The sequence below is a fragment of the Pseudomonas sp. NFX98 genome (genome assembly GCF_047784845.1).
In the GTDB taxonomy this organism is placed as follows: Bacteria; Pseudomonadota; Gammaproteobacteria; order Pseudomonadales; family Pseudomonadaceae; genus Aquipseudomonas.
Genome location: NZ_JBLNNF010000005.1, coordinates 111,680 through 129,346 on the forward strand (window position 1 = coordinate 111,680; position 17,667 = coordinate 129,346).

Below are 17,667 nucleotides of genomic sequence, written 5' to 3' on the forward strand. Positions count from 1 at the left end.
TAGGTACTTGCTCAATTGCCAGTGTTTGATGCGGCTTATTAAGCTGTATGAATGCTAGACGTGAGCCTTATAACTTGCCTCATTGCGCAAGAAAAAATGCTGTCTATGGTTTGTTGCTCTTGTCCTGCTAGATGAGAGGTTGCAATTAGGTTGGGTAAGCAAAGCAAGTCGTATGGGTCATTATATTGACCTTTATTTTCTGCCCACTCATTATAATATCCATCAATGAAACACAACGATTCCAAATTATACTGGAGATGGGTTTTTAGTGCGGACGGGCAAATGATGCGAGGATTGGACATATTAAAAATCATCAGTTTTGGATTTGCCCTTGCCAATACAAACTTATCAATTAGGCTGCGTGTTTTGGAACCACCTGATAGATGAATACACAATATATCAACATCACCAACAAGGTTTATCAAGGAGCTGTATTTCAAATTCAAATTTTTTTCAAGCTCTAACTTCCTGGTTCTAGACCAGTAGTAAAGATTCGTACACTCTTGCAGGTGTAGCTGACGCGCCATTTCAGAGCCAATAGCGCCCATGCCCACAATACCGATATTCAAGCTCGACAATGTACGTCTCGGTGTTTGAGTCCAGTGGGTACCCTTTTTTACGCCTTCAATGCTTTCAAATATATTTGACAAACTGACAGTTATCATTGCCAGCGTAAACTCTGCAACCGCACGAACATTCATATACGGAGTGTTAGTCAAACGAATACCTTTGTTGGTCGCGTGTTCGACATCCACGAAACTTGGTATTCCTGTGCCCATTACAACTATATTTTCTAAACTACTAGCAACATCGATTAACGGGGCAGACATGTACTCGGGCCCACCAAGGATATAGTCATGAATACCCGGTAAGATCTCCATAATTTGCTGCTCATCCTTAGGGCATCGTATGTGGTGAAGCTCTACGTTATCCGGAAGAACGTCTTTAGGTATTTCGAAGTCCCCTGTGACAAGTAGCTTCCTCATTTACAGGGCCTCTACCAGATATTTTTCTTTTATAACTGATGAACCTTCAAGTTCTACAAGCGCTTGTTTCAGCCGCATTATAGATAGTCGAAACTGATCATCCGGCTTCATTAGGGCAATCCTGATGCGGTAATGCCCTGCTACATGATGGCTATTCCAGTAAAAGTACCGACCCGGAAGAACGGCCACGCCATATCCTGCAAGATACTCAGTTAACTCGAGGTCAGTGAGCCCTGTCCTCTCGATATTAAGCCACATGACAGACATTGCCGCGTCTGATTGGAGAGACTCGATACTTACCAGAGTACCAGCAAGCGCAGCCCGGGCGATTTCCGTATTTTCATCAATGATTGTACGTATATAAGAAATCCCGCCTTTTTTCAAGGTCTCATCTACAAATGCAATGATCAACCTTAGTGTGAAATTCGAACAGCAAAGATAGACCTCCTCGTAAATCTGTCTTATGTCATCTGCCAAGTCTTGGCTATAAGAAAGCAGGCTAGCCTTAGCGTCCAATGTCGGCCACTGCTTACCGGTATCTTCCAGTATTATAAATGACGCATCTTTTTCTTTAAGAAGCGCGTATTCATCGAATTGAACCTGATGGCAGAATCGAAAAGATGCATCTATTATCAGCACAACATTGAGTCGGCAGCATATATCAATTATGTCCGTCATCATAACGGAATCGATTACGACGCCAGTTGGGTTATTTGGATTAACCAAAAATAAAGCATCCAAATTTTTAAGTTGTATCAACTCTTTCAATAAAGTCAGATCAGCCAGTGCAGTTTCCGGAACGGCCTCGAGTGTAACCTCTCTACGTCGAAGCAATAGAGCAAGGTTGTCAAATGTCGGCTCAACGAGACCGATTTTCAGACTCTTTGAGCGCGCCCAGGCACCTATTATGTCAATGCTATTAGAAGCAGTCGGACAAATAGAACAATACTCGTGATGCTTCAACCCATCCAGGGTGAAGTATTCCGCAAATATTTCCTTAAAGGCCGTCTCCATCTGTTGAACTGGAGTCTCGGCCGCTGAATCCCATAATCCTGGCAGACCACACAATACTGAACTGTAATGGGTCTTCGCTGAAACATAACTATGGCCATCCGCTAGGTTATATTGCGCCGACAAGCCAAATACCTCGAGTTCCGTCAGATTATTATTTTTACCAGCAAGAATTTTCATCGAGGATCACCTCTGCAGACAATTGCATTCAGACAGGTGTCCAAATACTCCTTTCAAAGGCTATTCATCTGCTTTCCATCTGTAAACCACCTGAAAACCGATTACTCCTTTCTGGATATTTCACACTCTGTTTTATGAAATTACGGCGATGTAACTTCCAGTTTCCGCACTAAGCAGATATAAACGTCTTTGCCCATCACCAAGCTGCTTTATGTTTCACCTCGTCTCCCGGGACGACAAACCCTAGGAAAATCAAATATAAAAGCTCACGAATTAGCGTCTAAATTTCTCATGTCATCTAAGCGCTGAAACATCTCATTGCTTTTTCGGCCAGGCTATTCGTTGGGATAACCAGTGCATTAGCAACACCAACAGCGGATAACTTTGTAACAGCCTCGTAGCGTTTCTCAAAAAATACGAGGCATCATCCGGGATTGGTAACGGACGTCACTATCAGTTCTGCTAGGTTGACGGTATCGATACACGGTCCAATACTTTGAATCGGCCCGACGTTGGAAACCCACTCCATGAACGACTCCAAACGAAACATTCTCACATACTATGCATATGATGCACTTGATCGATTAACCCGCTGCGCGCCTGCAAGGCAGTTTCAACAAGATCGGTTTTATCAATCCAAAAAGCTGACGACAGAAATCCAAGGCGTCGTTACTCACCAAATTCTTCAACATTCCGGCATCTTGTTAGCAGAGACACATAGTGGCCCAACTGATCATATGTGTTTGCTAGCAGTTGATAACCAACGCTCTGTGTTGATGAGCGATGCCACAAACATAGCCTATACACCTTATGGTCATCGCAATGAGGCGAAGGACGTTTTCGGCCGTCTGGGTTTCAACGGTGAACGTCGCGAAACAATCACTGGATATTACTTGCTAGGAAACGGGCACCGCGCTTTCAATCCAGTTCTCATGCGCTTCAACAGCCCTGACAGCTTGAGCCCCTTTGGAGAAGGTGGCCTGAACTGTTATGCGTATTGCGAGGGAGACCCCATCAACTATAGGGATCCCACTGGCAAATGGAATGTACATGGCTGGTTTGCGAACGCTCTCTTGGAGGTTGTCGGTGACTACGTGGTCCCTTACATCCCCAAACGAGCGGTAGCATGGATTCCCGGAGTGGGAAATCGCACGTTCGGACGAGTTGCCAAAAGAGCTAGCAAAATTGGCGGTGTTCTTGCGGGAGGGTATTACTTGTCTTTGAATCGTTATGATGCCTACTTATATGAAGAAGAACTCTATAACAAACTCTTCGCCGGTTATTTGGCGGTTTCTACTTTTAGCACTATCAGTGCGGCTGCTTCGACGCTGCACAAAATAGCTCGAAAGGGGGCGGAAACGGGAGCCCCCCTCCTCGCGAGATATCGAACCCGCCGTCTGTCCACTATTTCAGAGGCGGTCGAAAGTCCTGTCCCGTTCGGCAATTCGAATACTCCTGATTTATCCCAGACATCATTTAACGCGGCCCGCGAATCGGAGGCAGTTACAACTGCCACTGACATCCGAAATGGCCGACGTGCTAATGCGCCTTAAGAAACATACGTAATTCCGGGCGACAAGAAAGAGGGCAACTCGTTAACATGGTTATCGGCCCCGCTCAATCCACCATGCTGTTGCAGACCGCTCTTCAGATACTCAAAAACGAAGTGGCAATTACATTACACCGGTTGTCATTCATTAGATTCACTTCGATGCCACCTTCGATGGATGCAGCCAATCTGATCGTGCTCCTACGCAACGCGCCATGGCTGGCGCACGTCCCAAAAAAAACCCGCTTTCGCGGGTTTTTTCACTACGCCATTTGAGGTTGAACGCTCATCGGCTTGAGCGGCAACAACGGTGCATGGGGGTCGGCATTGACCGACTTGCGCCATGCGCCCAGCCACTCAGCATGCCCTTCGCTCCAGACCTGCTCATGCAAGCGAGCCAGCGCCACCGGATCGCTCAGCAGTTGTACACGCTCATTGTTGGTCAGGCCTTCAGGGCCGACCTTCATAGCGTGCCGCACCCGCTCGACCCGCAGCCATTCAATCGGCTCGGCCTGATTGTGACGGGAGGTCGCCAGCGAGCACGCCAGGGCGTTCTGCTGCGGGTCAACCACCGAACGGACGAAGCCGTCGTTCAATGCGTGGTAACGGTTCTCGTGGGTGTACTGGTCGGTGGCCAGCAATGCCTGTGGCGGATTGTATTCCTCAGGAATGAGAAACAGGCTCTCGTCACGGGACTTCAGGCCCAGCCCCACACGGCTGGAGATCACCGAGACCGGGATCGACAGCATCAACGAACCGACGATCGGCACCAGCCACCACAGGAAGCTCGGGTTCAGCCAGATCACCAGCAAGGCCCAGAAGAAGCCCAGCAAGGTCTGCGGACCGTGGCGTTTGACCGCTTCGCTCCACGGCGTGGAGTCGTCGTCACGCTGCGGCGAGTTCCAGGTCGCGGCCCAGCCGAGGAACGCGGCGAGGACGAAACGGGTGTGGAAGATCATCCGCACCGGCGCCAGCAACATGGAGAACAACATCTCCAGCAGCATCGACAGCGTCACCTTGAACTTGCCGCCGAACTCTTTCGCGCCCTTGGCCCAGATCAGGATGATGCTCAACAGCTTCGGCAGGAACAGCAGCACGATCGTCGTCGAGAACAGCGCGATCGCCTTGTCCGGGTGCCATTGTGGCCACAACGGATAGAGCTGGCGCGGTTCGAGGAAGTACTGCGGCTCCATCAGCGTGTTGACCGCCAGCAGCGCCGTCGACAGCACGAGGAAGAAGAACCACAACGGCGCCGACAGGTAGGACATTACACCGGTCAGGAACACCGCGCGGTGTACCGGGTGCATGCCCTTGACCAGGAACAGGCGGAAGTTCATCAGGTTGCCGTGGCACCAGCGACGGTCACGCTTGAGTTCGTCCAGCAGGTTCGGCGGCAGTTCTTCGTAGCTGCCCGGCAAGTCGTAAGCAATCCACACGCCCCAACCGGCACGGCGCATCAGCGCGGCTTCAACGAAGTCGTGGGACAGGATCGCACCGGCGAACGCGCCTTTACCAGGCAGCGGCGCCAGGGCGCAGTGCTCGATGAACGGCTTCATGCGGATGATCGCGTTGTGACCCCAATAGTGCGATTCGCCCAACTGCCAGAAGTGCAGACCGGCGGTGAACAGTGGACCGTACACACGGGTGGCGAACTGCTGCATGCGCGCATACAGGGTGTCCATGCCCGACGCTCGCGGCGCGGTCTGGATGATCCCGGCGTCCGGCGTGGCTTCCATCAAGCGCACCAGACTGGTCAGACACTCGCCACTCATTACGGAGTCCGCGTCGAGTACGACCATGTACTTGTAGTCACCGCCCCAGCGACGGCAGAAGTCGTCGAGGTTGCCGCTTTTACGTTTTACGCGACGACGACGGCGGCGATAGAAGATCTTGCCGAAGCCACCGGCTTCGCGGCAGACGTCCAGCCAGGCCTGTTGCTCGGCAACGCAGATGTCGGCGTCGTTACTGTCACTGAGGACGAAGAAGTCGAAGCGATCCAGATCACCCGTGGCCGCGACCGATTCGAACGTTGCACGCAGACCGGCAAATACACGCGGCACGTCTTCATTGCAGATCGGCATCACCAGCGCCGTGCGCGCGTCTTTCGGAATCGGCTCATTACCGGCGCTTTTACCGGAGATACGGTATTTGTCGTGACCGGTGAGCAACTCAAGGAAGCCCATCAGCGCGGTCCAGAAACCGGCCGAGACCCAGCAAAACAGAATCCCGAACAGGATCAGGATGCTGGTCTGCAAGGCATACGGCAGCACTTGCGTGGCGGTTTGCAGCAACGGCTGGTGCAGGACTTCTTCGAGGTCGACGAAGGACCAGCCTTGGTACGGCATGATGCCTTTCATGTACCAGCCGGCGACGATAGTCTGACCCAGCATCAATACCAGCAAAATGTAGCGACGGATCGAACCGACGGTGCGCCAGCGCGCCGCCGGCAGCACGTTCTCGTCCTTCGGCGGCTTCGGCGGGTTGGTGCGACCGGTCAGGCGACGCCAGCCGCGCACCAGAATGTTGGTGCGCCATGGCTCCGGCACGACTTTGGTCCGACGAATCGGAGGCGTGGCCTTGAGGCAGACCCGACCGCTGGCGTCCAGCGCCAGCATTTCGGCGTCCTGCAATTCTTCGGCGGTGCTCAGGGTCAGGCGCTTGCCGACTGAAGCCTGGGCGGCCTCGGTCGGGGCGTCGAACGTCGAAGACGACAGTCGTTCGTGCAGTTCGCTGAAGGACTGGCAACCCGCGAGTTCCGCGCGCTGCTGGTCGGTCATCGGCAGATGCGCCAGATACTCGGAAAGAGTCTCTGGCTGTACTTGAGAATTACTCATCGGCAGGCAACTGGTAGCTCCAGGTCTCGGTCAGGACTTCTTCAGTCGGCGCCGATTCCGGTGTGGCTGGGGCCGCGTCGGCAGCAGCAGGCTGCTTGGCGTCATTGTTGTTCGCCTTGTCCTTGGCATCTGCAACCGGCTTGGCTTCGGCCTTGTTGGCCTCGGTGGCCTTCGCGTCCTTCTCGACTTTCTCGGCTTGCTTGGCAGCGACTTTGTCGGCCTTGGCAACGGAAGAGGTGGACGCTGGAATCGAAGTTTTCAGGTCGGCAGGCATGATGTTCTGCACCAGGGCCGCACGCATCTCGGTGGACTTGCCGGCGTCCTTGATCTTCATGCGCAGGGTCAGGCGCCAGCCCTTGGTTTCAGGGTTGTAGCGCACGCTGTTCTCGACCAGTTCGGCGTTGTCGCCGACGCTGACCTGGCTGCGCACATCGGTGTCCGGTGGCAATGCCGCCAGGGATGGACCTTCGAAGTCCACCAGGTAGGCAACGCTGCCGTCCGGCTGACGAATCAGGTTGGACTGTTTGACGTCACCGGTGGATTTCAGTGTCTGGCTGACCCAGGCGCTGTCCGGTGCGTGCAACGCGGCTTCGTCCATGGTCCAGTGCATGCGATAGGCGAAGTCCAGCGGCTGGCCTGGCTCAGGCATCGTTTCCGGGCTCCAGAAAGCCACGATATTGTCGTTGGTTTCGTCGGCGGTCGGAATCTCTACCAGATCGACGGAGCCCTTGCCCCAGTCGCCCTTCGGTTCGATCCACGCACTTGGGCGTTTGTCGTAGCGGTCGTCGAGGTCTTCGTAGTGGCTGAAGTCACGGCCACGTTGCAGCAAGCCGAAACCACGCGGGTTCTCGACCGAGAAGTTGCTCACGGCAAGGTGTTTCGGGTTGTTCAGCGGACGCCAGATCCACTCGCCGTTGCCGGCATGGATCGCCAGGCCGCTGGAATCGTGCAGTTCGCGACGGTAGTTCAGGACTTTCGACGGCTGGTTGGCGCCGAACAGGAACATGCTGGTCAGTGGTGCGATGCCCAGTTTGCCGACCTTGTCACGCAGGAACATCTGCGCCTTGACGTCGACAATCGTGTCGCTGCCCGGACGCAGGGTCAGCCGATAGGCGCCGGTCGCACGTGGCGAATCCAGCAGCGCGAAGATCACCAGGTGCTTGTCGCCCGGTTTTGGCTGCTGAATCCAGAACTCGCGAAAACGCGGGAATTCTTCGCCGGACGGTAATGCGGTATCGATCGCCATGCCGCGAGCAGACAAACCGTAGACGTGGCCCTTGCCGACAACGCGGAAGTAACTCGCGCCGAGCATGGTCATGATTTCGTCTTGCTTGTCAGCCTTGTTGACCGGGTACAGCACACGGAAACCGGCGTAGCCCAGTTGTTCCGTGGCTTTAGGATCGAACTTGAGGTCGCCGAAATCGAAACGACTTGGGTCGTACTTGATCTCTTCGACGTTGTTCGCTGTGATTTCGTTGATTTTCACCGGCGTATCGAAGTGCATGCCCTGGTGATAGAACGACAGCTTGAACGGGGTTTTCTGATCAGCCCACTCGGCTTTTTCCGTCAGGAAACGAATTTTCTGATAGTCCGCGAATTTCATCTCGCGGAACTCGGTCGGCAGGTTACTGCGCGGCGCCTCGTACTTCTGACCGGCCAGCTCTTTTGCCTTGACCGACACATCATCCAGATTGAATGCCCAAAGCTGGCCGGCGCTGAGCAGGCAGAGCATTGCCGAGCCCGCTACCAGAGCGCTACGTAACCGTTTGGCAGACAATTTTGGTGCGTTACAGGGACTAACAATCACGAGCAACCCTCGCCGAAAACAGATCAAAAAACCAACGGCCAGTTAAAGGGTCTGCACGGTGCGCGGCATGAAAAAGCCGACCTTGCAGACCACTCTTGCCAAGTTGGCGAGCATTGTTCCGACTCCGCTGGGGCGAAATGATTCCCCAATCGGATCCGTACAAGTCTCTACCTAAGTCAAAATGGACCAACGAACGCTGATCCCCGTAGCGCGCGATTATCTAGTAGGCCGCGTTACAACGCATCAGGGGTAACAAAGTATTTATCGGTAAAAACGCCTGTTTTCAGTCGAAAAGCGCTTAAAAAGATGTTTCAAGCGCTTTCAGGTCTGTAACAGGAAGGTTACCGGGCCATCATTGACCAGGTGCACCTGCATATCCGCGCCGAATCTACCTGATGCCACAGTGCCATGCACCTGTTTCGCTTTGCCTAATAGATAGTCGAACAGCTCCTCACCCAAGGCCGGAGGCGCCGCGGTCGAAAAACTCGGGCGCAACCCGCTTTTGGTGTCGGCGGCCAGGGTGAACTGCGAGACCAGCAGCAACCCGCCGCCTACATCCGCCAGGGACAAATTCATCTTGCCCTCGGCGTCACTGAACACTCGATAGTTAAGCAGCTTATTGAGAAGTTTGTCGGCGCTGGCCCGCGTGTCGTCGGGCTCGACGGCCACCAGCACCAGCAATCCCTGATCGATGGCGCCGACCACCTCCCCCGCTACCTCGACTCGCGCACCGCGCACGCGTTGCAGCAGGCCTTTCATGCTTCGTCGGGAGCCAGGTCGAGCAGACGTCGTGCCATCTGATCAGCGGCGCGCACCAGTGCATCGGTGATGCCCGGTTCGGAAGCGGCATGGCCGGCATCGCGAATGACTTGCAGCTCACTGTTCGGCCAGGCCTGGTGCAGTTCCCAGGCGTTGTCCAGCGGGCAGATCACGTCGTAGCGGCCATGGACGATCACGCCCGGCAAGTGAGCGATCTTGCCCATGTCGCGAATCAACTGGTTCGGTTCCAGGAATGCATTGTTGCTGAAGTAGTGGCATTCGATGCGAGCGATGGACAACGCGCGCTGAGGTTCGGAGAAGCGATCCACCACCAACGGATTCGGGCGCAGGGTCGCCGTGCGACCTTCCCACAGGGACCAGGCCTTGGCCGCGTGCATCTGGGCGATCTGATCGTTGCCCACCAAGCGTTTATGGAACGCTGTCAGCAGGTCGTCGCGCTCTTCCAGCGGAATCGGTGCGATGTAGTCCTGCCAGTAATCCGGGAACAGACGGCTGGCGCCCGCCTGATAGAACCATTCGATTTCCTGCGGACGGCAGAGAAAGATCCCGCGCACAATCAAGCCATGCACACGCTCCGGGTGGGTTTGCGCGTAGGCCAGCGCCAGGGTCGAACCCCACGAGCCGCCGAACAGCACCCACTTGTCGATACCCAGGTGCTGGCGAATCTTCTCGAGGTCGGCGACCAGATCCCAGGTGGTGTTGTTTTCCAGACTGGCGTGAGGGGTCGAACGACCGCAACCGCGCTGATCGAAGGTGACAATCCGGTACAGGTTGGGATCGAAGTAGCAACGACTCTGGGCATCACAACCGGCACCGGGGCCGCCGTGGATGAACACCACCGGCAAACCTTCCGGTGAACCGCTTTCGTCGACATACAGCGTGTGAGTTTCGTCGACGGCCAGATCGTGCCGGGCGTGGGGTTTGATCTGCGGGTACAAAGTCTGCATTGCGCGCTCCGTAAGGGGTCGAGGTCATCCCTGGGGGGACTTCTATTATTCTGCCGTTGGGCATCATAAACCCGATTTACATCAATGAGCATGCCCTTGCAGGGTCAGAGTTTTTCCGCGAGATACCGCAGCAGGGTTTCATACAGCGCATCCACCTCGACGGCCTGCCCCCGCGCCCGCAAACAACCATGGACCAGCCCGTTGCCGTAATACAGCGTCGCGGTCACACCGGCGGCGTTCAACCGTTCGGCGTACAGCACGCCGTCATCGCGCAGCGGGTCGAACTGCGCCACGGCAATCAGTGCCGGGGGCAGTCCGCTGAAATCCGCTGCGAGCAGCGGCATCGCATAGGCGCCCGGTTTTGCCGTGCCGCGCAAATACAACGCGTGATAGCAATCCACATCACTGCTGCTGAGCAATGGCGCATCAACGCATTCACTGCGCGACGCTAACCGTTGATCGCCCCCCAGCCCCGGATAGATCAGCACCTGCGCAGCCGGCAACGGCTCACCCGCGTCGCGCAACGCCAGACATAGCGCCGCAGCAAGATTGCCGCCTGCACTGTCACCGGCCACCAGCGTGCGTTCGGGGTCGATTCGAAACGGACCGGTGCGCAGAGCACGCCAGACGCTGAGACAGTCATCGAACGCCGCCGGAAAAGGATGCTCCGGCGCCAGACGATAATCGACGGCGATCACCAACACGCCCAGTGTCGAGGCCAGCTCGGCGCAAATGAAGTCGTGGGAATCCAGGTCGCCAACCACCCACCCGCCGCCGTGCAGATAAACGATGCACGCAACAGCATCGGTCGACGATGAAGCCGGCGGCTGGTAAGACCGCACCGCCACACCGGCCAACTCGAAATCGACGACATACAGCCCGGCGGGACGTGGCGGGGTGAATGCCCGGCACATCTCGCTGTAAGCCTGGCGCAACCCGTTCAGGCTGATTTCGGTGCTGTTGAAACTCAGGGTTTTGTCGACGAACGCCGACAGCTGTTCTGACAGAGGATAGGTCGTCATCAGTTTTTCAGGCTGGCCTGAACCGTGGCCACGCCGTCCTTGCCATCAAAACTGCTGACACCGGCCAGCCAGCGCTGCAAATCCTCTGGATGGTCACTCAGCCATTTTCTGGCGACGTCCTGGGGCGTCTGGCGCTCCATGATCGGCACCATCAGCTGGCTTTCCTGAGCGGCGGTGAAGGTCAGGTTTTCCAGCAGGCGATTGACGTTCGGGCACCGCTGGGCGTAATCCGGCGCGGTCACGGTGGAGACGGTCGCCGCCCCTTCGTTCGGCCCGTAGACGTCTTCGCTGCCGGTCAGGTAGGCGATCTTCATGTTGATGTTCATCGGGTGCGGGGTCCAGCCGACGAACACCACGAACTCCTTGCGATTCACCGCGCGCTGAACGGCGGCGAGCATGCCGGCCTCACCGGACTCGATCAGCTTGAAGTCCTTGAGGCCGAAGTGATTGGTTTCGATCATGGTCTTGATCGTGGTGTTGGCGCCGCTGCCCGGCTCGATGCCGTAGATCTTGCCGCCGAGCTGGTCTTTGAATTTGGCGATGTCGGCGAAGGTTTTCAAACCCGCAGCCGCCACGTAGTCAGGAACCGCGAGGGTGGCCTGGGCGTCGGCCAGGCTTGGCTTGTCCAGGACCTTCACCTGATTGGCGGCCAGGAACGGCGCGATGTTCTTGTCCATCGCCGGTTTCCAGTAACCGAGGAAGATGTCCAGGCGCTTGTCGCGAATACCGGCGAAGATGATTTGCTGCACGGCGCTGGTCTGCTTGCTTTCGTAGCCGAGGCCATTGAGCAGCACATCGGCCATGCCGCTGGTGGCGATCACATCGGTCCAGTTGACCACACCCATGCGCACGGCTTTACAGGAGGCGTCGTCAGCGGCCATGGCGCCGGCGCTCAACAGAGCGGTGCCGCAGAGGATTGAGAGACAGCGGGTAAACAGTCTTTTCATCGGGATGAGTCTCGTGCGGCAGCGGATTATTGTGAGGCCGGTGTCTTTGTGCACCGTGGCCAGAACATTACGCAGCAGACGAGCGGTAAAAGCGAACTGTGGCGACCGTGTTTTGCACGGAGGCGACAAAAAAGATTGCAGCCTTCGGCAGCTTCTACAGGGAAACGCGAATCCCCCCTGTAGGAGCTGCCGCAGGCTGCGATCTTTTGATCTTCAGCTCTTGTAGTGCTGTTGGCCCCAAGCCAACAACCCTTTCAGCAACTCCTTCAAAACCACCCTCGTCGGCTCCGCCAGATCCGGCCGATAGCGGAACGGCTCAAACTCTTCCATATACGTGCACTGCCCCAACTCCAGTTGCACCGCATGGATGTTCTCGGCCGGATTACCGTAGTGCCGGGTGATGTGCCCGCCCTTGAAGCGCCCGTTCAGCACATGGCTGTAATCCGGATGCCCGGCGCAGATCGCTTCCAGTTGAGTGGCAAGCTGAGGATCACAACTGGCGCCGTTGAAGGTGCCGAGGTTGAAGTCCGGCAGCTTGCCGTCGAACAGATGCGGAATGATCGAGCGGATCGAGTGCGCATCGAACAGCAGCGCATAGCCGAACTCAGCCTTGAGGCGCGCCAGTTCGTTTTGCAGGGTGCTGTGATACGGCGTCCAGACCTTTTCCAGATACGTCGCGCGTTCTTTTTTTGAAGGCTCCAGTCCTTCGCGGAACAATGGAATACCGTCAAACAATGTCGCCGGATACAGGCCGGTGGTGGCGCCCACGTACAAAGGCTTGTCGTCGGACGGCCGGTTCAGGTCGATGACGAACCGCGAGTACTCGGCGGCCAGGGTGCTGGCGCCCAGTTCGGCGGCGAAGTCATAAAGCTGCGGGATGTGCCAGTCGGTGTCCGGCAGGCTTTTCGCGTCGGGGATCAGCCCGGCTTCGACCGCAGGCGTCAGGCGCACACCGGCGTGTGGCATGCTGATCAGCAGCGGCACGCGGCCTTGTTTGAAGTTCAGAACCTTATCCACAACAGATCTCCTACAGACTCGTTTCGACGCCGTGGCGCACGACGCGTTTTTCCAGGTCGCCGCCCAGCCAGTAACACAGGTCGGCCGGTCGATCGATTTGCCAGGCGACGAAGTCCGCAAACTTGCCCGTCTCAAGCGAACCGTGGGTGTCGGCAATGCCCAGAGCAGTGGCGGCATGAATCGTTGCGCCCGCCAGGCTTTCTTCCGGGGTCATGCGGAAACAGGTGCAAGCCATGTTCAGCATCAGGCGCAACGACAGCGCTGGCGAGGTGCCGGGGTTGAGGTCGCTGGCGATGGCGATTTTCACGCCGTGTTTGCGCAGGGCATCCATCGGCGGCAATTGGGTTTCACGCAGGAAGTAGAAAGCACCGGGCAACAGCACGGCGACAGTGCCGGATTCGGCCATGGCAATGGCGTCGTCTTCGGTCATGAATTCCAGGTGATCGGCGGACAATGCGTGGTAACGCGCCGCCAGGCTCGAACCGTGCAACGACGACAATTGCTCGGCGTGCAGCTTCACCGGCAAACCCAGTTCCTGGGCGGTGATGAAGACGCGCTCGACTTGAGCAGGTGAGAACGCCAGGTATTCACAGAATGCATCCACTGCATCCACCAGCCCTTCGGCGGCGAGGGCCGGGAGCATGTCGGTGCAGATGTGATCGATGTAGTCGTCGGCGCGATCCTTGTACTCCGGCGGCAAGGCGTGAGCCGCCAGACAAGTGCTGCGCACGCTGACCGGCAGTTCGGCGCCGAGGCGACGGGCCACGCGCAACATCTTGCGTTCGTTGGCCAGGTCCAGACCGTAGCCGGACTTGATCTCGATGCTGGTGACGCCATCGTGCATCAGGCTTTTCAGGCGCTTGGCGGCGCTGGCGAACAACTCGTCTTCGCTGGCGGCGCGGGTGGCGCGCACGGTGCTGGCGATGCCGCCGCCGGCAGCGGCAATTTCCGCGTAGCTGACGCCTTGCAGACGCTGTTCGAATTCACCGCTACGGTTACCGCCGAACACCGTGTGGGTGTGGCAGTCGATCAGGCCCGGCGTAACCCAGGCCCCGTTCAAATCGTTGACCGCCGGGTACTCGCCCGCCGGCAGTTCAGCGCGCGGGCCGATCCACTCTATGAGCGCACCGGACGTCACGATGGCCGCATCCTCGATGATCGAGTAGACGCCTTGCGCCATGGTTGCGACGTGGCAGTGTTGCCAGAGGGTTTTCATCCCTAGTCTCCACAAAATTCAAAATCTGATCGCGCTCCCACAAGGTATGCATTCCTCTGTAGGAGCTGTCGAGTGCAACGAGGCTGCGATCTTTTAAATGCAAGATCAAAAGATCGCAGCCTACGGCAGCTCCTACAGGGGATCCATTAAAGGCTAGGCAGCAACTTGGCCGGAACCAGTTCAGTCAGGCAACGCGAAGCCAACAGTTCAGTCGCCGCATTGATGTCCGGCGCAAAGAACCGGTCCTTCTCATAAAACGCCACTTCTTTACGCAGGATGGCGCGAGCCTTTTCCAGCTTCGTCGACGTCTTCAGACCGTTGCGCAGGTCCAGCCCCTGCACCGCCGCCAACCATTCCACCGCGAGAATCCCGCGAGTGTTCTCGGCCATTTCCCACAGACGCTTGCCCGCAGCCGGGGCCATCGACACATGGTCTTCCTGGTTGGCGGAGGTCGGCAGGCTGTCCACCGAATGTGGATGGGACAGTGCCTTGTTTTCGCTGGCCAGTGCAGCAGCCGTCACCTGGGCGATCATGAAGCCGGAGTTCACGCCGCCGTTGGCCACCAGGAATGGCGGCAGTTGCGACATGTGCTTGTCCATCATCAGCGAGATGCGGCGCTCGCTCAGGGAGCCGATTTCGGCGATGGCCAACGCCATGTTGTCAGCGGCCATGGCCACCGGCTCGGCGTGGAAGTTGCCGCCGGAAATCACGTCGCCTTCGGCAGCGAAAACCAATGGGTTATCGGAGACCGCGTTGGCCTCGACGGCCAGCACTTCGGCGGCCTGACGGAACTGAGTCAGGCAGGCGCCCATGACTTGCGGCTGGCAGCGCAGGGAATACGGATCTTGTACCTTCTCGCAGTTTTCATGGGAGTCGGACACTTCACTGCGCTCGCCCAGCAGATCGCGGTAAGCGGCAGCAGCGTCGATCTGGCCTTTCTGGCCACGGGCAGCGTGGATGCGTGCGTCGAATGGCGAGCGCGAGCCCAATACCGCTTCAACGGTCAGGCCACCGAGGGCCAAGGCACCGGCGAACAGGTCTTCGCCTTCGAACAGGCCACGCAGGGCAAACGCGGTGGACACTTGCGTGCCGTTGAGCAGCGCCAGGCCTTCTTTCGCGGCCAGGGTCAGCGGCGCCAGACCGGCGACTTTCAGGGCTTCTGTGGCTTCCATCCACTCGCCTTTGTAGCGCGCCTTGCCTTCACCCAGGAGCACCAGCGACATGTGGGCCAGAGGCGCCAGGTCACCCGATGCACCGACCGAACCTTTCAGCGGGATGTGCGGGTATACCTCGGCATTGATCAGGGCGATCAGCGCATCGATCACCACGCGGCGGATGCCGGAGAAACCACGGCTCAGGCTGTTGACCTTGAGCACCATGACCAAGCGCACCAGCTCGTCGCTGATCGGCTGGCCGACACCGGCAGCGTGGGACAGCACCAGCGAACGCTGCAGGTTTTCCAGGTCTTCGCTGGCGATGCGGGTCGAAGCCAGCAGGCCGAAACCGGTGTTGATGCCGTAAGCGGTGCGGTTCTCGGCGAGGATCTGTTCCACGCAGGCGACGCTGGCTTCGATCTGCGCCGAGGCGCTGTTGTCGAGGGTCAGTTTCACCGGTTGCTGATACACCTCACGCAGTTGGGCGAGGGTCAGTTGGCCAGGGATCAAATTAAGCGCAGTCACGTTCATTCTCCTTTTGAGAGTTTTTATTAACTAACCAGACGCTCCGGAGATGTCCGTTGTCCGTCGCTTCCCACCTTTTGGGGGGCTGGCGCCTTGGCACGCTGGCTTATGTAGAAATCAGTTCAGGTTCGGCAGAGTCTTGTGCAGCAAATTCGCTTCTTTCAACACGCCGGCAGCGGCGGCAATGTCCGGCGCCAGCCAACGATCCTGATCGTAAGCCGGAACCCGCTCACGCAGCAGACGCCACGCAGCATCGGTGCCCGCGCCGAAGCGCTGCTCTTTCAAAAATTCAAACGCCTGGGCCGCCAACAGGTACTCGATGGCGAGGATCTGCGTGCAGTTTTCCAGCGCGCGATGCAGCTTGAGTGCGGCGTTGGTGCCCATGCTCAGGTGATCTTCCTGCAGACCCGAAGTCACGAAGTTGTCGAGCACCGCCGGTTGCGCCAATTGGCGGTTTTCCGCACACAGCGAAGCGGCGACGTATTGCACGATCATCATCCCGGAGTTCACCCCCGGATTGGCCACCAAAAATGCCGGCAGGCCGCTGACGTGCGGATTGATCAAGCGGTCCAGACGACGCTCGGCGATGGAGCCGATTTCCGCCATGGCGATCGCCAGCAGGTCCGCCGCCAACGCCACGGATTGACCGTGCGGGTTGGCTTGGGAAACCACGCGGTAATTGTCCGCAGTGCCCAGCACCAGCGGGTTGTCGGTAGCGCCATTGAGCTCGGTTTCGATCTGCTTGATCGCGTGCACCAGTTGATCACGCGCGGCGCCGTGCACCTGCGGGATCGAACGAATGCTCAGCGCGTCCTGGGTACGAATACCTTTGCTCTTCGCAATCACTTCGCTGCCGTCGAGCAAGGCGCGCAGGTTGATCCCGACCTGTTGCATGCCCGGGTGCGGTTTGAGCGCGATGATCTCGGCATCGAACGCGTCAATCTGCCCGCGCTGGGCTTCGAAGCTCATGGCGCCGATCACGTCGGCCCAGTGCAGCAGGCGCGTAGCGTCGGCGATGGCCAGGCAGCTCAGGCCGCTCATGCACGGCGTGCCGTTGACCAGGCACAAACCGTCTTTGGCGCCGAGTTTGACCGGTTGCAGGCCTTCTTCAGCCAGCGCTTGCTGAGCCGATACGATTTGCCCGCGATAGCTGACATTGCCCACGCCCAGCAGCGCGATGCCGATGTGCGCCATGTGGGTCAGGTAACCCACGGAACCCTGGGACGGCACTTGCGGAATGATGCCGCGATTGAGCAGCGCCAGCAGCGCTTCAACCACCTGACGGTGCAGGCCGGATTTGCCGTGGCTGTAGTTGACGACGGCGGCGCACATGATCGCGCGGGTCTGTTCGTCGCTCAGCGGCGCGCCGACGCCACAGGCGTGGCTGAGCAAGGTGTTGCGCGACAACTGGCTGAGTTGTTCGTCCTGCAGCGAGACGTTGCACAAGGCGCCCAGGCCGGTGTTGATGCCGTAGGCGCGTTCGCCGCTGGAGACGATGCGCTGCACGATGGCCTGAGCATTTTCGATGCGCGCCCAGATCGGCGCCGACAGCTCAAGCTGTGCGCCATCGCGGGCCACGGCGACCACGTCTTGCCAAGTGACTTGCGCTTGGGTGATAACGATTTTTTCAGCCTGGGACATCTTCAACCTCATCCAAATATTGATGCAGCTTTACCGGCCCCATCGCTGGCT

General features: G+C 57.6%; 13 protein-coding genes. 1 reads left to right on the forward strand and 12 read right to left on the reverse strand.

Annotated features, from left to right (window positions below):
- Nucleotides 1–38 precede the first annotated feature (38 nt).
- Both ACM110_RS08160 and ACM110_RS08165 read right to left on the reverse strand, forming a co-directional pair.
- Complete coding sequence (locus ACM110_RS08160; RefSeq protein ID WP_416127374.1) at nucleotides 39–986, reverse strand: 2-hydroxyacid dehydrogenase; 948 nt, start codon at nucleotides 984–986, stop codon at nucleotides 39–41.
- Nucleotides 987–2,177, reverse strand: coding sequence for an aminotransferase class I/II-fold pyridoxal phosphate-dependent enzyme (locus ACM110_RS08165; RefSeq protein WP_416127375.1), 1,191 nt, complete (start codon nucleotides 2,175–2,177; stop codon nucleotides 987–989).
- Between the two features lie 527 nt (nucleotides 2,178–2,704).
- Between ACM110_RS08165 and ACM110_RS08170 the strand changes: the two genes are divergently transcribed.
- Nucleotides 2,705–3,730: an RHS repeat-associated core domain-containing protein gene (locus tag ACM110_RS08170; protein WP_416127376.1), complete on the forward strand. Its 1,026-nt coding sequence runs from the start codon at nucleotides 2,705–2,707 to the stop codon at nucleotides 3,728–3,730.
- A 259-nt stretch (nucleotides 3,731–3,989) separates the two neighbouring features.
- Here ACM110_RS08170 and mdoH read toward each other — a convergent pair whose 3' ends face one another.
- From mdoH to hutH (ACM110_RS08220), 10 genes are all read right to left on the reverse strand, one after another.
- Nucleotides 3,990–6,560 (reverse strand): glucans biosynthesis glucosyltransferase MdoH, encoded by a 2,571-nt coding sequence (mdoH, locus tag ACM110_RS08175; RefSeq protein ID WP_416127377.1) that lies wholly within the window; start codon nucleotides 6,558–6,560, stop codon nucleotides 3,990–3,992.
- On the reverse strand, nucleotides 6,553–8,367 hold the full coding sequence (locus tag ACM110_RS08180) for a glucan biosynthesis protein (protein WP_416127378.1): 1,815 nt from the start codon (nucleotides 8,365–8,367) through the stop codon (nucleotides 6,553–6,555). Before ACM110_RS08180 ends, mdoH begins: the two co-directional genes overlap by 8 nt.
- Before the next feature lie 321 nt (nucleotides 8,368–8,688).
- Nucleotides 8,689–9,126, reverse strand: coding sequence for a D-aminoacyl-tRNA deacylase (dtd, locus tag ACM110_RS08185; protein ID WP_056852236.1), 438 nt, complete (start codon nucleotides 9,124–9,126; stop codon nucleotides 8,689–8,691).
- Nucleotides 9,123–10,094, reverse strand: coding sequence for a prolyl aminopeptidase (gene pip, locus ACM110_RS08190; protein ID WP_338584279.1), 972 nt, complete (start codon nucleotides 10,092–10,094; stop codon nucleotides 9,123–9,125). The genes dtd and pip overlap by 4 nt, the downstream gene beginning before the upstream one ends.
- Before the next feature lie 104 nt (nucleotides 10,095–10,198).
- Nucleotides 10,199–11,116 carry an alpha/beta hydrolase gene (locus ACM110_RS08195; protein ID WP_416127379.1) on the reverse strand — a complete coding sequence of 306 codons (918 nt, stop codon included), beginning with the start codon at nucleotides 11,114–11,116 and terminating at the stop codon, nucleotides 10,199–10,201.
- Nucleotides 11,116–12,063: a choline ABC transporter substrate-binding protein gene (locus tag ACM110_RS08200; protein ID WP_416127380.1), complete on the reverse strand. Its 948-nt coding sequence runs from the start codon at nucleotides 12,061–12,063 to the stop codon at nucleotides 11,116–11,118. The genes ACM110_RS08195 and ACM110_RS08200 overlap by 1 nt, the downstream gene beginning before the upstream one ends.
- 213 nt (nucleotides 12,064–12,276) lie before the next feature.
- Entirely contained in the window at nucleotides 12,277–13,080 is an 804-nt protein-coding gene (gene hutG, locus ACM110_RS08205; protein ID WP_416127381.1) for an N-formylglutamate deformylase, read from the reverse strand.
- Nucleotides 13,081–13,090: 10 nt separating this feature from the next.
- Nucleotides 13,091–14,296 (reverse strand): imidazolonepropionase, encoded by a 1,206-nt coding sequence (hutI, locus tag ACM110_RS08210; RefSeq protein ID WP_416127382.1) that lies wholly within the window; start codon nucleotides 14,294–14,296, stop codon nucleotides 13,091–13,093.
- A gap of 146 nt (nucleotides 14,297–14,442) precedes the next feature.
- Nucleotides 14,443–15,981, reverse strand: coding sequence for a histidine ammonia-lyase (gene hutH, locus ACM110_RS08215; RefSeq protein WP_416127383.1), 1,539 nt, complete (start codon nucleotides 15,979–15,981; stop codon nucleotides 14,443–14,445).
- Between the two features lie 111 nt (nucleotides 15,982–16,092).
- The gene (hutH, locus tag ACM110_RS08220) at nucleotides 16,093–17,616 is read right to left on the reverse strand and encodes a histidine ammonia-lyase (RefSeq protein ID WP_416127384.1); all 1,524 of its coding nucleotides are present in this window, start codon (nucleotides 17,614–17,616) and stop codon (nucleotides 16,093–16,095) included.
- Nucleotides 17,617–17,667: the final 51 nt, after the last annotated feature.

Bases quoted from the DNA above. Each gene is read 5' to 3' on its own strand.
- ACM110_RS08160 (WP_416127374.1), bottom strand. From the start codon at position 986: ATGAGGAAGCTACTTGTCACAGGGGACTTCGAAATACCTAAAGACGTT.
- ACM110_RS08165 (WP_416127375.1), bottom strand. From the start codon at position 2,177: ATGAAAATTCTTGCTGGTAAAAATAATAATCTGACGGAACTCGAGGTA.
- ACM110_RS08170 (WP_416127376.1), top strand. From the start codon at position 2,705: ATGAACGACTCCAAACGAAACATTCTCACATACTATGCATATGATGCA.
- mdoH (WP_416127377.1), bottom strand. From the start codon at position 6,560: ATGAGTAATTCTCAAGTACAGCCAGAGACTCTTTCCGAGTATCTGGCG.
- dtd (WP_056852236.1), bottom strand. From the start codon at position 9,126: ATGAAAGGCCTGCTGCAACGCGTGCGCGGTGCGCGAGTCGAGGTAGCG.
- pip (WP_338584279.1), bottom strand. From the start codon at position 10,094: ATGCAGACTTTGTACCCGCAGATCAAACCCCACGCCCGGCACGATCTG.
- ACM110_RS08195 (WP_416127379.1), bottom strand. From the start codon at position 11,116: ATGACGACCTATCCTCTGTCAGAACAGCTGTCGGCGTTCGTCGACAAA.
- ACM110_RS08200 (WP_416127380.1), bottom strand. From the start codon at position 12,063: ATGAAAAGACTGTTTACCCGCTGTCTCTCAATCCTCTGCGGCACCGCT.
- hutI (WP_416127382.1), bottom strand. From the start codon at position 14,296: ATGAAAACCCTCTGGCAACACTGCCACGTCGCAACCATGGCGCAAGGC.
- hutH (WP_416127383.1), bottom strand. From the start codon at position 15,981: ATGAACGTGACTGCGCTTAATTTGATCCCTGGCCAACTGACCCTCGCC.
- hutH (WP_416127384.1), bottom strand. From the start codon at position 17,616: ATGTCCCAGGCTGAAAAAATCGTTATCACCCAAGCGCAAGTCACTTGG.